Here is a 15,456-nt window from a genome sequence, read left to right on the forward strand (position 1 = left end):
GCATCGGGGCCGTTGCTTGGCGCGCGCGTCCCCGCGCTACCCGCCCGCCGCGAGGGCGACACGCGGCCGGGCCGGACCGGTCCGTCTCAGGTCTGATCGTTGGTCGGGGCCTCGCCCACCGCGCCGGCGAACCCGCCGGTGACGTCGCCACCGCCGGCCTCGTCGGCCTCGGTGCGGGAGGAGGCGAGCTCGTCCTCCCCGGTCGCCACCTGGTCGTCCTCGGTGGAGGCGAGGTCCTCGCCCTCGCCGAGGGCACCGGGGTCGGCCTGCAACGCGCGCGGGTCGTTGAGCGGGTCGGGGACGGCGGGATCGGTGACGGTCATGGCCGGACGGTGCCCCGGTGGTGCGCCGTCCGAACGTACGTAACTGGACAGTTAATTAAGGAACCTGTTACACATCTCGGCATGGAGGCTCTCGCGGCGCTGGCCGACCCGACCCGGCGGCAGATCGTCGGCCTGCTCGCCGCCGGTGAGCGGGGTGCCGGCGAGCTGGCCGGGCAGTTCCCGGTCAGCCGTCCGGCGATCAGCCGGCACCTGCGGGTGCTCCGCGAGGCCGGGCTGGTGCAGGTCCGGGTGGAGGGGCAGCGCCGGGTCTACGCGCTGGACCCGGCACCGCTGTCGGAGCTGGACGCCTGGCTGGCCCCCTACCGGCGGCTGTGGGCACAGCGGCTGGACGCGCTGGACACCGAGATCGCCCGCGGACGGCGGGCACGGACGCAGGAGGACGGTCGATGACGACACCGGACGAGCGGCTGGGGCAGGTCACCGAACTGCCGGAAGGGGTGCGGCTGCAGTTCCGCCGCAGCTGGCCGGACCCGATCGACGACGTCTGGGCGGCGCTCACCGAGCCCGACCGGATGGTCCGCTGGATCGGCACCTACGAGGGGGAGCGGCGGGCCGGCGGCGCGGGCACGTTCACCATGACGCACGAGGAGACGCCGATCGGTGAGCCGATGCGGATCGTGGAGTGCGAGGCGCCGCGCCGGCTGGTGGTCGACTGGGACACCGAGGAGGGCTGGCGGGTCGAGCTCGACCTCACCACGGACGGCGGGCGGACGGTCCTGCTCTTCACCCAGCTCTTCGCCCCGGGCACCGAGATCACCGACTACGTGCTGGGCTGGCACTGGTACCTGGACAAGTTCGACGCCGAGGTGGGCGACCGGCCGGCGCCCGGTGACTGGGACGGCTTCCTCGCCGCCACCGGGCCCGCCTACGGGCGCGCACCGCAGGCCTGAGCCGGTTCCCCGACCGTCGAGCCGCCGCAGGACGCGGCTCGACGGTCGGGTGGGTGGCTCAGGCCTGGGCGGCCCGGGCGGGCTCGACGTGGACCGGGTCCGGTCCGGTCCACGGGCCCAGCCGGTCCAGCAGCCGGTCGCGGGAGGCCAGTCGCGGGCCGGCCTGGACCGGGTACGCGTCGTAGGAGCTGGTCAGCGCACGGGCGGCGTGCAGGGCGAAGTTCGGGTCGTCCTGCGCCTCCCGGGCGACGGCGACCAGGTCGGCCTGCCCGGTGGCGACGACGGCGTCTGCCTGCTGCGGGTCGACGAGCAGGCCCACGGCCATGGTCGGGATGCCGACCTGCTCCTTGATCGCGGCGGCGAAGGGCACCTGGTAGCCGTAGCCGATCGGGTGCTCCCAGCCGCTGCCGATGCCCCCGCCGGAGACGTCGATCGCATCGACCCCGAGGGCCTTCAGCTCGCGGCAGAAGGCGATCGTGTCGGCCAGCGTCGTCCCGTCGCGGGTGGCGTCGACGGCGGAGACCCGCACCATCAGCGGCAGGTCGGCCGGCCAGACGGCGCGCACGGCCTCGACCACCTCGAGCGGGAACCGCATCCGGTCCTCCAGCGACCCGCCGTAGGCGTCGGTGCGGGTGTTGGTCAGCGGCGAGAGGAACTCGTTGAGCAGGTAGCCGTGCGCGGTGTGCACCTCGGCGACCTGGAACCCGGCGGTCAGCGCCCGGCGCGCGGCGGCGACGAACGCGTCGCGCACCGCGGGGAGCTCCTCGAGCGCCAGCGCGCGGGGGGCCGGCCAGCCCTCGCCCATCGGCACGCCGCTGGGGGAGACCGGCGTCCACGGGACGTCGCCGGGCCGGGCGTTCTCCGCGGTGACCGGGCCGTCGCCGTCCCAGGGGCGGAGGGTGCTGCCCTTGCCGCCGGCGTGCGCCAGCTGGATCGCCGCCACGCTGCCGTGCTCGCGCAGGAAGGCGGCGACACGGGCCAGGCCGGGCACCTGCTCGTCGTTCCACAGGCCGACGTCGCCGGGGCTGATCCGGCCCTCGGCGGTCACGCCGGTGGCCTCGACCATCACCAGGCCGAAGCCGCCGAGGGCGAACCGGCCCAGGTGGGCCAGGTGGTAGTCGCCGACCACCCCGTCGGAGACGCAGTACTGGCACATCGGCGCGACCGCCAGGCGGTTGGGGAGGGTGACCCCGCGCAGGGTCAGGGGCTGCAGGAGCTGAGGTGTGCTCACGACCGCCGTCAACCGCGCGGTGGCCGGGAGGCATTCCGCAGGGAGGTACGTCACACTCTTGGTAGACGTTCTAGACGTACGCCTTTCGACCGGTAGCCTGGCCCGATCCCCCGGCCCCAGCGTTGCGGCCGGGGGGCCGACACAACGCCGGTGCGACACCCACGCCGGCGGCACCCGAAGGAGGAGACGCCGTGACTGCCGTGGCCACCCCCGGTCTCGAGAACGCCCCCACCACGCACGCCCGACTCCTCGCCTGGGTGCAGGAGATGGCCGAGCTGACCACGCCGGACCAGGTGGTCTGGGTCGACGGCTCCGACGAGGAGTGGGAGCGGCTGACCGGCAGGCTCGTCGAGGCCGGCACCTTCCGCCGGCTGGACGCGAAGCCGAACTCCTTCTGGTGCGCCTCCGACCCCAGTGACGTCGCCCGGGTCGAGGACCGCACCTTCATCTGCTCGGTCGACGAGGCCGACGCCGGTCCGACCAACAACTGGATGGAACCGGCCGAGATGAAGGCCGTCATGACCGAGCTGTACCGGGGGTGCATGCGCGGCCGGACGATGTACGTCATCCCGTTCTGCATGGGGCCGGTCGAGGCCGAGAACCCGATGTTCGGCGTCGAGCTCACCGACTCCGAGTACGTCGTCGTCTCGATGCGGGTCATGGCGCGGATCGGCAGCCGGGTGCTGGAGGCCATGGGGGAGGACCGCCCGTTCGTGCCGGCGATGCACTCCCTCGGCGCCCCGCTGGAGTCCGGCCAGGCCGACGTCCCGTGGCCGTGCAGCGACACCAAGTACATCGTGCACTTCCCGGAGGAGCGGGCCATCTGGTCCTACGGCTCCGGCTACGGCGGCAACGCCCTGCTGGGCAAGAAGTGCTACTCCCTGCGCATCGCCTCGGTGATGGCCCGGGACGAGGGCTGGCTCGCCGAGCACATGCTGATCCTCAAGCTCACCAGCCCGCAGCAGAAGGTCTACTACGTCGCCGGTGCCTTCCCGTCGGCCTGCGGCAAGACGAACCTGGCGATGCTCGAGCCGACCATCCCGGGCTGGAAGGTCGAGACGGTCGGCGACGACATCGCCTGGATGCGCTTCGGCGAGGACGGCCGGCTCTACGCCGTCAACCCCGAGTTCGGGCTGTTCGGGGTCGCCCCGGGCACCGGCTGGGACACCAACCCCAACGCCATGCGCACGATCGACAACGGCAACTCCGTCTTCACCAACGTCGCGCTGACCGACGACGGCGACGTCTGGTGGGAGGGCATGACCGACGACGCCCCCGCCCACCTGACCGACTGGAAGGGCCGGGACTGGACGCCGGAGAGCGACGAGCCCTCCAGCCACCCGAACAGCCGCTTCTGCACGCCGATCACCCAGTGCCCGATTCTCGCGCCGGAGTACACCGACCCGAAGGGCGTGCCGATCTCGGCGATCCTCTTCGGCGGACGCCGCAAGACCACGATCCCGCTGGTCAGCGAGGCGCGGGACTGGAACCACGGCGTGTTCATGGGCGCCACGCTCTCCTCGGAGACCACCGCTGCGGCCACCGGCGCCGTCGGCGTCGTCCGCCGCGACCCCTTCGCCATGCTGCCGTTCATCGGCTACAACGCCGGTGACTACTTCCAGCACTGGGTCGACACCGGCAAGCAGCACGACGCCAGCAAGCTGCCGCGGATCTTCTACGTGAACTGGTTCCGCCGGGACGACGAGGGCGGCTTCCTGTGGCCGGGCTTCGGGGAGAACAGCCGCGTGCTCAAGTGGGTCGTCGAGCGCCTCGAGGGCACCGCGGCCGCCGAGGAGACCCCGGTCGGGCACGTGCCGACGCCGGACTCGCTCGACGTCTCCGGGCTGGGCATGACCCGCGACCAGGTCGAGCAGGCCCTGCGCGTGGACAAGGACGAGTGGCAGGCCGAGGTCCCGCAGATCACCGAGTGGTTCGAGAAGTTCGGCGAGAAGCTCCCCAGCACCATGTGGGACGAGCTGGAGATCCTCAAGAGCCGGCTCGCCTAGCAGGCCGCCCCTCCGGGCGCCATGGACCGGGTCGGCCGCCGCGGAGGCCGACCCTCGGGACGAGGTCCCGCTCACCGACAGCGTCGTCGGGGGGCGGGACCTCGTCGCATCCGGCGACGCTCCGCTCCCGTGCCGCGGGTGACGGCGCCGCCGGGTTAGCGTGGCGAGGGCGCGCCCACCCCTTGTGACGGAGGCCAGTCCGCTCGTGCCCAACCCGTACCTGCACGTGCTGCGGACCCCGCATGCCCTGCCGATGGTGCTGGCCGCGTTCATCGGCCGGCTGCCGCTGTCGATGATCGGCCTGGGCAGCGTGCTGCTCGTCCAGTCCGAGACGGGTTCCTACGGACTGGGTGGCGCGGTCGCCGCCGTCGGTGCGGTCGCCACCGCGATCGCCGGGCCGGTGATCGGGCGGCTGGCCGACACCCACGCCCAGCGCCGGGTGCTGCTGAGCGTGCTGGGGATCTTCGTCGTCTCGGGGGTGGGCTTCCTCTGGTCGGTCCGCGGCGGCTGGCCGCTGTGGACGGTGTTCCTCACCGCCGCCGCGGCCGGGGCGAGCATCCCGCCGGTCTCCTCGATGATCCGGGTGCGCTGGACGCACCTGCTCCGCGGCACCCCCCGGCTGCCCACCGCGCTGGCCATGGAATCGGTGGTCGACGAGTTCGTGTTCATCGTCGGACCGGTGCTGGTCACCTTCCTGTCCACCACCGGGCACACCACCTCCGGCGTCGTCACCGCCTTCACGCTGGCCGCCGTGGGCAGCCTGCTCTTCGCCGCCCAGGGCCACACCGAGCCGCCGCCGGCCGCGCACGGGCACCGGCGCGGGGCGTCGGCGATCCGGGTGCGCGGGCTGCGGGTGCTGTTCGTGGTGGGAGCCGCGGTCGGCGCCATCCTCGGCGCGCTGGAGATCGGTCTGGTCGCCTTCGCCGACGAGGTGGGGCAGCGGTCGCTGTCCGGTCTGCTCATCGCCGGCCTGGCCGCCGGCTCGATGTTCGCCGGCATCGGCTGGGGCGTCGTGCACTGGAAGGTGCGGCTGCGGCACCGGCTGGTCGCTGCCCTCGTCGTCCTGACCGTGCTGACCGTGCCGCTGGTGCTGGTCACCAGCTACTGGCTGATGCTGCCGCTGGTCGTGGTCGCCGGCATCGCCGTCTCGCCCTCGCTGATCAGCGCCTTCACCCTGGCCGAGGTGCTGGTGCCCCGCTCCGCGGTCACCGAGGCGTTCACCTGGATCGGCACCGCGCTGGCCCTCGGGGTGGCGATCGGAGCGTCGGTCGCCGGGAAGATCGTGGACACCGTGGGGGCGAACGCCAGCTTCCTGGTCGCCACCGTGGCGGCCGCCCTGGCGGCGGTGGTGGTCGGCCTGGGGCAGCGGACGCTGCACGTGCCGGCCGAGCACGCCGCCTCCCCGGCGTTGGCTCACTGACGAAAGACCCCCTCCTCCCCGCCCCTGGCACGCTCGCGGTGGGACCCGGGAGGAGGCCGGACGAGCCTGCTGCTGCGATGCTCCGCGGATGACCTCCCCCCGCCCCGCCGCCGGCGGCGGCCGCCTGCTCGGGGTCGCCCCGGAGCGGCTGGACCGCTGGCTGGACGGCGTCGCGCAGCGGCACGGCGCGTTCACCGACGTGCAGGTCGACGACGCGGACGTGGTCACCGTGACCTGTCAGGACACCACCACGGTGCGGCTGACCGCCCCCTACGGCTGGACGCCGGGTCCGGCGCCGCTGACCGCCTTCACCGCCGCGGCCAAGGTGCCGCGGCGCACCGCCGTCCTGCTGGTCCGGCGCGGCCGCTGGGCGGTCGGGGTGTTCGACGGCGCGGGCCTCGTCGTCTCCAAGGTCGACACCCGCCAGGTGCAGGGCCGCACGGCCGCCGGCGGCTGGTCGCAGCAGCGCTTCGCCCGGCGGCGCGGGCACCAGACCGACGCCGTCGTCAGCCATGCCGCGGACACCGCCGCCCGGGTGCTGCTGCCGCATGCCGGAACCCTGGACGCGCTGGCCCCGGGCGGGGACAAGGGCCTGGCCGCGGAGGTCCTCACCGACCCGCGGCTGCGCCCGCTGGCCGACCTCCCGCGCCTGCCCGCGCTGGACGTCGGCGAGCCGACGAAGGTGGTGCTGCTGGCGACCCCCGCCCAGTTCCGGGCCGTGCGGGTGCACATCGTGGAGCCCACCGACCGCAGCTGAGCGGCCCGGGGGACACCTGTCCGCTCAGCAGGTGTGGTGCACCTCCTGGAGCCGGTGCACCGGGGTCGGGATGCCCACCTGCCGGGCCTTGAGCTGGAGCGCCAGGTAGAGCGAGTAGTGCCGGGACTGGTGCAGGTTGCCGCCGTGGAACCACAGCGCCTCCTGTTGGGTGGGCTTCCACATGTTGCGCTGCTCGCCCTCCCACGGGCCCGGGTCCTTGGTGGTGTCCGAGCCCAGCCCCCAGACCTTGCCCACCCGGTCGGCGACCTCCTGGCTGATCAGGTCGGCGGCCCAGCCGTTCATCGAGCCGTACCCGGTCGCGTAGACGACCAGGTCGGCCGGCAGCTGCGTGCCGTCGGCCAGCACGACCGAGTCCTCGGTCAGGTGGTCGACCTGCCCCTTGACCAGCCGGACGTCGCCGTTCGCGATGAGGTCGGCCGCGCCCACGTCGATGTAGTAGCCCGAGCCGCGGCGCAGGTACTTCATGAACAGGCCCGACCCGTCCTCGCCCCAGTCGTGGTCAAAGCCGGCGGCCTCGAGGCGCTGGTAGAAGTCGGCGTCCCGCTCCCGCATCTGGTCGTACAGCGGGATCTGGAACTCGTGCATGATCCGGTAGGGCAGCGAGGCGAAGGTGAGGTCGGCCTTCTCCGTCGTCATGCCCCCGGCGACGGCCTCCTCGGAGTACAGCGCACCCAGCCCGATCTCCATCAGCGACTCCGACCGGACGATGTGGGTCGAGGAGCGCTGGACCATCGTGACGTCGGCGCCGTTCTCCCACAGCGCCCCGCAGATGTCGAAGGCGGAGTTGTTGGAGCCGATGACCACACAGCGCTTGCCCCGGTAGGCGTCGGGGCCGGGATGGGCCGAGGAGTGGTGCTGGTCGCCGCGGAAGACGTCCTGGCCGGGCAGCACCGGGACGTTCGGCTTGCCCGACATCCCGGTCGCCAGCACCAGCTGCTTCGGGCGCACCTCGACCGGCACGCCGTCCCGCTCGACGGTGACCCGCCACTCCTGGGCCGCCTCGTCGTAGGTGGCGCTGATCGCCCGGGTGTTCGACCAGTAGTTCAGCTCCATCACCCGGGTGTAGGACTCCAGCCAGTCGGCGATCTTGTCCTTGGGTGCGAACACCGGCCAGTTGTCGGGGAACCTGATGTAGGGGAGGTGGTCGTACCAGACCGGGTCGTGCAGGCACAGCGACTTGTAGCGGCTGCGCCACTGGTCGCCGGGCCGGGGGTGCTTGTCGATCACGATGGTCGGGACGTCGAGCTGCCGCAGCCGGGCCCCGAGCGCGATCCCGCCCTGCCCGCCGCCGACGACGAGGACGTACGGCTGGGTCTGGTACCCCAGCTCCCGAGCCTCCCGCTCGCGCCGGTCCAGCCAGGTCTCCCGGTCCCGGTGGATGCCGTGCTCGGCCCCCTTCGGCCGGCGGTCGCGCGCCGGCTCCTCGTGCCCGGTCAGCTCGTACAGCGTGGTCAGCAGGGTCCAGGCCCGCCCGTCCTGCAGGCGCAGGTGCCCCCGCCCACGGCCGACGGCGGTCTCGAAGGTGATCCACGCCTCGTCGACGCCGTCGGCGCCGGTCGGCGGTTCGGCGGCCGTGAAGCCCTGCGGGTCGGTGCGGTCGAGCGTGGCCTCCAGCAGGTCACGGACGCCGTCGTGCCCCTCCACCGTGGTGATGTTCCAGCTGAACGAGACGAGGTCGCGCCAGAAGCAGGTCGGGGCGAACAGCTCGACCACCCGGTCGACGTCCCGGGCGGTCAGCGCGGACTGGAAGGCCTCCAGCCAGGCGGCGACCCGGCTGCCCGGGTCGTCCGCTCCGGTGGTCGGGGTGTCGGTCGGGTCCAGGGTCTGGGTCACCGTGCGGCTCCTGCGTCGTCGGAGGAGTGGCCGCCGCGACCGGCGTCCGCGAGCAGCTGACCACCCTGCCGCCACCCGATGAGAGAGCTGCCCCGGTGTCCGCTCCGCCCCCGTCGAGCGTCGCCACCGTCCGTGTGACCCGCGACACATCCAGTGACGCCGAGAAGGGCCAAAGTCGCGACTTTGGCCCCTCTCGCGGGTCAGGGCTGGAGGACCAGTCGGATCGGGTCGCCCTCCTTGCGGGACAGCCGGTCGACCGCTGTCGCCGCCTCGCTGAGCGGCAGGGTGGCGCTGACCGAGCGGGCGAAGTCGATCCGGTGGTGGCGCACCAGCTGCACCAGTTCCAGCACGTGCTCGGGCATCGACCCATAGTGGCCCAGCACCTTCTGGCCGAAGTAGCTGAACGCCGTCCCGTCCTTGATCGTCAGCGGCTGCCTGGTCAGCCCGACCAGCACCAGCGCGCCACCCACGCCGAGCGCGCGCACCGCCTGTTCGCGCACCTCGGCGACCCCGGCGAAGTCGAAGGCGAACGCCAGCCCGGCCCCACCGGTCGCTGCCCGCACCTGGTCGACCAGGTCGTCGGCGGCGGGGTCGAAGGCCACGTCCGCGCCGAACTGCAGCGCCCGTTCCCGGGCGGCCGGCACCGGGTCGACGGCGATGATCGGCGCCGCCCCGGCCAGCCGGAGCAGCTGCACGCCGTGCGCGCCCAGCCCGCCGATGCCCCAGACGCCCACCGGCTGGGCCGGCCGGACCCCGGCGGTGGCGGTGATCGCCCCCCACGGGGTGGAGACCGCGTCGGGCACGATGCAGGCCTGCTCCAGCGGCAGGTCGTCGGGGACGGCGACCAGCGTGTCGGCCCGGGCGACGGCGTACTGGGCCCACCCACCGTCGTAGTCGACGCCCCGGGTGTGGACGACGCCGTGCCGCTCCTCCCCGGCCTGCAGCAGCACTCGCTGGTCGTCGGCCCAGCCGGTGACGCCCGGGCCCAGTGCCGCGATGGTGCCGGCCACCTCGTGGCCCAGGGTCACCATGTCACCGGGCAGGAACAGCGGGGTCAGCTCGCCCTCGATGAGGTGCACGTCGGACAGGCAGACGCCGGCGGCGTGCACGCGGACGAGCACCTCGCCGGGGCCCGGGGTCGGCACGGGGACCTCGGTGACGGCGAAGTCGCGGGTCCGGACGTTCAGCCGCCCGGCGAGCATGGAGTCAGGGATCGTCTCGGCCATCACCCCACCCTGCCCCCGGCCGTGCAGGTCCGCCGTCCGGGGGTAGGGGAGCGCGGTGTCTCCTTCCTCACGAGCGGCGGACGGCCGCCTCGACAGCCGCCCCGACCCGCACCCGACCGGCCCCGCACCCGTCCCGGGGGTCTCCCGGCTCGACCTGGGGCCGGGAGCGGAGGCGTTGCTCGCCGTCCCGGCCGGTGACCCGCAGCCGCGCCCCCTGCTGGTGTTCTTCCACGGTGCCGGCGGCACGGCGGAGCAGTCGCTGGCCGCGGTCGGCACGGCGGCCACCGACCGGGGGGTGCTCGTGCTCGCCCCGACGTCGGTGGCCACCACCTGGGACCTGATCGCCGGCGGGCTGGGCCGGGACGTCGCCGTCCTGGACGCGGCGCTCGGCCACGTCTTCGCCACCTGCCCGGTGAGCCGGGTGGCGGTGGCCGGGTTCTCCGACGGCGGCTCGTACGCGCTGTCGCTGGGCGTGGCCAACGGCGACCTGGCCGAGACCGTGCTGGCCTTCTCCCCGGGCTTCGTCTCCTCGCCCGGCCGGTACGGCCGGCCCCGGTTCTGGCTCAGCCACGGCAGCGCGGACCCGGTGCTGCCGGTGGACCGGTGCGGGCGTCGGGTCTCCGCCGAACTGCTCGCCGACGGCTACGACGTGACCTACGAGGAGTTCGCCGGTGGGCACGTGATCACCCCGGAGCTGGTCACCGCGGGGCTGGACTGGTGGCTCGGCGCCCCGGCCGGCTGACCGGGGCGGCCCCGCTCAGCTGCGGGGCGTGTCGTCGGTGGTGAGCTCGACCTCTTCGTGCCGCAACTGCTCGGTGACCGTCGACTGCTCGGTCTCCCAGGAGGTGGTCAGCCGCACCCGCTCGGCCGGCACCCGCTCCAGGGAGACCCGGGGCTCCTCGGCGTAGAGGGTGACCCACCCGGTGCTCCGGGAGGGCTGGCGCTCTCCCGACGAGGAGTCCTGGCCTGCCTCGCGATCGCCGTGGGCCAGCGGGAGGTGCTCGATCCGGGCGCGCTGCCGGGTGATCGTCACCGGCACCAGGACCTCCTCGCTGACCTCCTCGATGCGGAGCACGGCCCGCGTCCAGGGCTCGACCACGGTGGTGACGTCCAGCTGCTCCTCGGCGCGGGTCATCGCGCCGTCGCCGTCACCGGTCCGGGTCGGCACCGTGGCAGGGGGTGTGGCGGGGGGTGTGGCCCGGCTCCGGGCCGTGGCCGGCTCGCGGTAGTGCTCGAGCAGCGCCGACTCCTCGTCCGGGCTCAGGTGGTCCGCTCGGGTGGCCCGGGGGGCGGTGTCGACGGCGGCGGAGTCGACGGCCAGCTGCAGCCGGCCGTCGGTGAACTCGGACCCGGCGACCGGGGCGATGGTCGGCACCTCGTCGGTGTCCGGCGCCGCGTGCGTCCCCGGGGTGAGGCCCACCCACGTGGGCTGCTGGGTGGCGTCGTCGAGGTAGACCGCGGTGATCGTGCCCAGCGGCTTCCCGTCGCGGTCGTGGGCGATCGCCCCGATGACAGAGGGCGGAGTCGGGTCACTGGCCATGCCAGGTGGGTGATCCGGAAGGCGCTGGTCTACACATCGCCCGGCGGGTCGTGCGAGAAGTCGGTTGAGCCGGGCACGGACCGCGCGTAGCGTCCTCCGACCGTGTCCGTGCCGTCCGCCCCGGCCCCTTCCCCCGCCGCCGACCCGACCGATCCCGTCCTCACCGCCGAGCGCGACCACCTGCTCCGTGCGGCGGAGTGCCTGACCTCCATGCGCGCCGCCGCCGTCTCGGTGACCGACGCCGGCGTCGACGCCTGGGCCTCCGAACGGCTCGGTGCCGCCCGGGCCGAACGGCTCCTCGCCCTCGCCGCCGACCCGGGAGTCCCGGCCTTCTTCGGCCGGACCGACGGCGCCGGCGACACCGGCCCGGAGAGCTTCCACATCGGCCGCCGCCACGTGCGCGACGCGGTCGGCGACCCGGTGGTCATCGACTGGCGTGCGCCGATGAGCCGGCCGTTCTACCAGGCCAGCGCCGCTGATCCGCAGGGTCTGCTGCGCCGCCGCCGCTTCGGGTTCGCGGGCGGGGAGCTGACCAGCTACGAGGACGAGCGGCTCGCCGACGGCGAGGACGCCGGTCAGGCCTCCCAGCTGCTGCGTCAGGAGATCGAGCGCCCGCGCAGCGGCCCGATGCGCGACATCGTCGCCACCATCCAGCCCGACCAGGACGACATCGTCCGAGCGCCGCTGGCCGAGTCGATCTGCGTGCAGGGTGCCCCCGGCACCGGCAAGACGGCGGTCGGGCTGCACCGGGCGGCCTACCTGCTCTACACGCACGGCGACCAGCTGGCCCGCACGGGCGTGCTGGTGGTCGGGCCGAACCGGGCCTTCCTGCGGTACATCGAGCAGGTGCTGCCCGCGCTCGGCGAGGTCGAGGTCGACCAGGCGACGGTCGCGAGCCTCACCGCCCGGGTGACGGTCCGCGCGCAGGACGAGCCGGCGGTCGCCGTCCTCAAGGGCGACCCGCGGATGGCGGACGTGCTGCGCCGGGCGCTGTGGGGCGGCATCCGCAAGCCGGTGGACTCGGTGCAGGTGGCGCTGGCCGGCCGGAAGTACCGGATCGGGGAGGACCGGCTCAAGCGGTTCGTGGACGACCTGCGCCGGGCCGGCACCAGCGGCGTCGACGAGCAGCAGCTGGTGCACTACGCCGCCGGCCGGGAGCGGCTGGCGATGTCCCTGGCCGAGTACGCCCGGCGGCTGAAGGAGGCCGGCGGCGGGAGCCCGTCCGACGCGGAGACGCGCCGGACCTCCCGAAGCGCCGAGGTGCGGGCCTTCTGCGACGCCGTCTGGCCGGCGGTGGACGCCGCCGGGCTGGTGCACGACCTGTTCACCGACCCCGAGCGGCTGGCCCGCGCGGCTCGCGGCGTGCTGACCGAGGAGGAGCAGGCACTGCTGCACTGGCCCCGCGCACCGCGGTCGGTGCGCGCCGCGCGGTGGACGGCAGCGGACGCGGTGCTGGTCGACGAGGTGGCCGGGATGCTGGACCGGACCCCGGGCTACGGGCACGTGGTGGTGGACGAGGCGCAGGACCTCTCGCCGATGGAGTGCCGTGCCATCGCCCGCCGGCTGGGTGCGGGCTCGCTGACCGTGCTGGGCGACCTGGCCCAGGCCACCAGCCCCTGGTCGGTGGCGGACTGGGCGCAGACCCTGGCGGCGCTCGGCCGGCCGGCCACGACCGTGCGGCCGCTGACCCGGGGCTACCGGGTGCCGGGGGAGGTGCTCGACTTCGCCAACCGGCTGCTGCCCGCGATCGCCCCCGGGCTGGCCCCGGCGACCGCAGCTCGCCGGGAGCCCGGTGCCCTGCAGCTGCGGCCCGTCGGCACGCTGGCCGGGCCGCTGGCCGAGGTGGTCGGCGAGTTGGCGGCCACCGCCGGTTCGACCGGGGTGGTCTGCGCCGACGCCTCGGTCGCCGAGGTGGTCGCGATGCTCGCCGCGGCGGGACTGGACGTGGTGCCACTCGCCGACGACGGTGCCGCGCCCGCCCGGGTGTCCGTCGTCCCGGCCGGGTTGGTGAAGGGGCTGGAGTTCGACCACGTCGTGGTGGTGGAGCCGGCCGCGATCGTCGCCGCGGAACCCCGCGGGCTGCACCGGCTCTACGTCGTCCTCACCCGGGCGGTGAGCAGCCTGGTCGTGCTGCACCGCGGCGAGCTCCCCGAGCTGCTGACCGGGGAACCTGTGGCCGGGCCGGCAGGTCGGCGTCCCTAGGCTTCCGGCGTGCCCGACTCCCTGCGCCGCGCCCTGCGTGCTCCCGCCGCCCCGATCGAGCTGCGCGAGGTCGACCCGCGGTCGGCCCCGCTGGCCCCGGGGGACAAGGAGGCCACCCGGGAGGCCACCCGCGTGGACGCGACCCGCCTCGCCGAGCTGCAGCAGCGGCTGTACGCGGAGGGCAGCGGCGGCGGCAGTCGGCGGCGGGTGCTGCTCGTGCTGCAGGGGATGGACACCAGCGGCAAGGGCGGGGTGGTTAAGCACGTGGTCGGTGCGATGGAGCCGCACGGGGTCACGGTGACCAGCTTCGGCAAGCCGACGCCGGAGGAGCTGCGGCACTCCTTCCTCTGGCGGGTGCGCCGGGCGCTGCCCGGGCCGGGGAAGGTCGGCGTCTTCGACCGCTCCCACTACGAGGACGTGCTGATCGGCCGGGTGCGGGAGCTGGCGACCCCGGAGGTGATCGAGCGCCGCTACCGGGAGATCGTGCGGTTCGAGCGGCAGCTCGTCGCCGACGACGTCACCGTGGTCAAGGTGTTCCTGCACCTGTCGCCGTGGGAGCAGAAGCAGCGCCTGCTGGCCCGGCTCGACGACTCCAGCAAGCGCTGGAAGTTCGACCCCGCGGACGTCGACGAGCGGGCGCTGTGGCCGCAGTACCAGCAGGCGTACGCCACCGCCCTGGCGCGCACCGACACCGACACGGCGCCCTGGTACGTCGTCCCGGCCGACCGGAAGTGGTACCGGAACTGGGCGGTCGGCCGACTGCTGCTGGAGACGCTGACCGAGCTGCAGCCCCGGCTTCCGGAGCCGCCCTGGGACGTCGACGAGCAGCGCGACCGGCTGATCGAGGAGCACCCGATCAGCTGGTGAACGGCGTCCCGCGGGTGAGGCGCTCGTCCAGGGCCTGGGTGAACAGCCAGCCGCCGATCAGCACGAACTGCAGCAGGAACAGCCAGAACCCGATGGCGATCACCCCGCCGACCACGGTGAGCCCGCCGAACGGGGCCCCCAGGTCCAGCGGCAGGGCCAGGAACAGGACGAACCCCTGCAGGAACCCGGACAGGCAGGCGGCGGTGAACAGCGCCCCGGCGACCACGGCCCGCCAGCCCAGCCGGCTGACCGCGACCACCCGGAATGTCCACGCCAGCGGCAGCGTGAGGGCGAACAGCACGGAGTAGTAGCCGGCGGCGAACCCGCCGACCGCTGCGGCGAACCCCGGGGTCTCGGCCAGGTGCGCCAGCACCCCCGCGACCAGCAGGAGCGGGTACAGCAGCAGCGGTGCCAGCACCAGCAGCGGCAGGGCCAGCGCCCGGCCCCGCCAGGCGGTGAACCGGTCGTGCGCCGGGCTGAAGCGCAGCAGGGCCCGGCGCAGCCCCTCGCCGTACAGCGAGATCGGCAGCAGCGTCAGCAGGGCACCGACCACGCTGAGCCCCGTGCCCGCCTCGGCCAGCCGCTGCACCGCTGCCGGGGCGCCCAGCGCGCCGGGCAGCACCTCGGACAGCCGGTCGGTGAGGTCGCGCACCGTGTCGGCACCGGCCAGCCAGCTGGTCAGGCCGAGGGAGAGCACCAGCGCCGGGACGACGGCGATCCCGGCGTAGAAGGTGAGCCCGGCGGCGATGAGAGCGGTGTCCCGCTGGCGCATCCGGGCCCGCATCGCCTGGAGCAGGCCGCGCGCCTCCTCAGCCACCTGCATCAGGTCATGTGATCAGGTCGGGACCGGGTGCGCTCGGCGGCGCGCCCCGTCACGGCACCGAGTTCGCCGAGCCCAGGACCAGCATGTAGGTGAAGATCACGACCAGGATCAGCACGAAGGTGCCGACGATCAGCAGGCGTGCCCGGTTCTTCGGCATCCTGCCCTGACCGGGCCGGTCGGATCGGCCGTCGGGTCCCTCGCTCATCGGTCCTCCTCGTGGTCGGTACGCGCCGCGGAGCACCTGCCTCCGGGGCGTCGCCTGCGCGGACGAGCAGGCGGCTGTGCCCGGTGCCTGC

Annotated in this window: 15 protein-coding genes; 8 read left to right on the top strand and 7 right to left on the bottom strand. The window is 74.2% G+C overall.

What is annotated here, in order from left to right; all coding sequences use genetic code 11:
- Positions 1–86: 86 nt before the first annotated feature.
- The gene (locus O2W18_RS12905; RefSeq protein ID WP_269187926.1) at positions 87–323 is read right to left on the bottom strand and encodes a hypothetical protein; all 237 of its coding nucleotides are present in this window, start codon (positions 321–323) and stop codon (positions 87–89) included.
- Between the two features lie 81 nt (positions 324–404).
- On the opposite strand from O2W18_RS12905, the gene O2W18_RS12910 reads away from it, so the two are divergent.
- On the top strand, positions 405–734 hold the full coding sequence (locus O2W18_RS12910; RefSeq protein WP_269187927.1) for an ArsR/SmtB family transcription factor: 330 nt from the start codon (positions 405–407) through the stop codon (positions 732–734).
- The gene (locus tag O2W18_RS12915) at positions 731–1,234 is read left to right on the top strand and encodes an SRPBCC family protein (protein WP_269187928.1); all 504 of its coding nucleotides are present in this window, start codon (positions 731–733) and stop codon (positions 1,232–1,234) included. Before O2W18_RS12910 ends, O2W18_RS12915 begins: the two co-directional genes overlap by 4 nt.
- A gap of 58 nt (positions 1,235–1,292) precedes the next feature.
- Here the strand turns inward: O2W18_RS12915 and O2W18_RS12920 are convergent, their stop codons facing one another.
- Positions 1,293–2,465, bottom strand: coding sequence for an NADH:flavin oxidoreductase/NADH oxidase (locus O2W18_RS12920; protein WP_269187929.1), 1,173 nt, complete (start codon positions 2,463–2,465; stop codon positions 1,293–1,295).
- Positions 2,466–2,656: 191 nt separating this feature from the next.
- On the opposite strand from O2W18_RS12920, the gene O2W18_RS12925 reads away from it, so the two are divergent.
- From O2W18_RS12925 to O2W18_RS12935, 3 genes are all read left to right on the top strand, one after another.
- Positions 2,657–4,471 (top strand): phosphoenolpyruvate carboxykinase (GTP), encoded by a 1,815-nt coding sequence (locus O2W18_RS12925; protein WP_269187930.1) that lies wholly within the window; start codon positions 2,657–2,659, stop codon positions 4,469–4,471.
- Between the two features lie 205 nt (positions 4,472–4,676).
- Positions 4,677–5,891, top strand: coding sequence for an MFS transporter (locus O2W18_RS12930; RefSeq protein WP_269187931.1), 1,215 nt, complete (start codon positions 4,677–4,679; stop codon positions 5,889–5,891).
- A gap of 88 nt (positions 5,892–5,979) precedes the next feature.
- On the top strand, positions 5,980–6,648 hold the full coding sequence (locus tag O2W18_RS12935) for an acVLRF1 family peptidyl-tRNA hydrolase (RefSeq protein WP_269187932.1): 669 nt from the start codon (positions 5,980–5,982) through the stop codon (positions 6,646–6,648).
- A gap of 24 nt (positions 6,649–6,672) precedes the next feature.
- Here O2W18_RS12935 and O2W18_RS12940 read toward each other — a convergent pair whose 3' ends face one another.
- On the bottom strand, positions 6,673–8,502 hold the full coding sequence (locus O2W18_RS12940; protein WP_269187933.1) for an NAD(P)/FAD-dependent oxidoreductase: 1,830 nt from the start codon (positions 8,500–8,502) through the stop codon (positions 6,673–6,675).
- A 200-nt stretch (positions 8,503–8,702) separates the two neighbouring features.
- Positions 8,703–9,728 carry a zinc-binding dehydrogenase gene (locus O2W18_RS12945; protein ID WP_269187934.1) on the bottom strand — a complete coding sequence of 342 codons (1,026 nt, stop codon included), beginning with the start codon at positions 9,726–9,728 and terminating at the stop codon, positions 8,703–8,705.
- A 55-nt stretch (positions 9,729–9,783) separates the two neighbouring features.
- On the opposite strand from O2W18_RS12945, the gene O2W18_RS12950 reads away from it, so the two are divergent.
- Positions 9,784–10,470, top strand: a complete 687-nt coding sequence (locus O2W18_RS12950; RefSeq protein ID WP_269187935.1) for an alpha/beta hydrolase — start codon at positions 9,784–9,786, stop codon at positions 10,468–10,470.
- A 15-nt stretch (positions 10,471–10,485) separates the two neighbouring features.
- Here the strand turns inward: O2W18_RS12950 and O2W18_RS12955 are convergent, their stop codons facing one another.
- Positions 10,486–11,268, bottom strand: coding sequence for a PRC and DUF2382 domain-containing protein (locus tag O2W18_RS12955; RefSeq protein WP_269187936.1), 783 nt, complete (start codon positions 11,266–11,268; stop codon positions 10,486–10,488).
- A gap of 102 nt (positions 11,269–11,370) precedes the next feature.
- Between O2W18_RS12955 and O2W18_RS12960 the strand changes: the two genes are divergently transcribed.
- Positions 11,371–13,470 (top strand): HelD family protein, encoded by a 2,100-nt coding sequence (locus O2W18_RS12960; RefSeq protein ID WP_269187937.1) that lies wholly within the window; start codon positions 11,371–11,373, stop codon positions 13,468–13,470.
- Between the two features lie 9 nt (positions 13,471–13,479).
- On the top strand, positions 13,480–14,337 hold the full coding sequence (locus tag O2W18_RS12965; RefSeq protein ID WP_269187938.1) for a PPK2 family polyphosphate kinase: 858 nt from the start codon (positions 13,480–13,482) through the stop codon (positions 14,335–14,337).
- On the opposite strand, the gene O2W18_RS12970 is transcribed toward O2W18_RS12965, so the two are convergent.
- Positions 14,327–15,160: a YihY/virulence factor BrkB family protein gene (locus O2W18_RS12970; RefSeq protein ID WP_269187939.1), complete on the bottom strand. Its 834-nt coding sequence runs from the start codon at positions 15,158–15,160 to the stop codon at positions 14,327–14,329. The genes O2W18_RS12965 and O2W18_RS12970 overlap by 11 nt on opposite strands.
- A gap of 49 nt (positions 15,161–15,209) precedes the next feature.
- Entirely contained in the window at positions 15,210–15,365 is a 156-nt protein-coding gene (locus tag O2W18_RS12975; protein WP_269187940.1) for a hypothetical protein, read from the bottom strand.
- Positions 15,366–15,456: the final 91 nt, after the last annotated feature.

The sequence above is a fragment of the Modestobacter sp. VKM Ac-2983 genome (genome assembly GCF_026967885.1).
GTDB lineage: Bacteria > Actinomycetota > Actinomycetes > Mycobacteriales > Geodermatophilaceae > Modestobacter.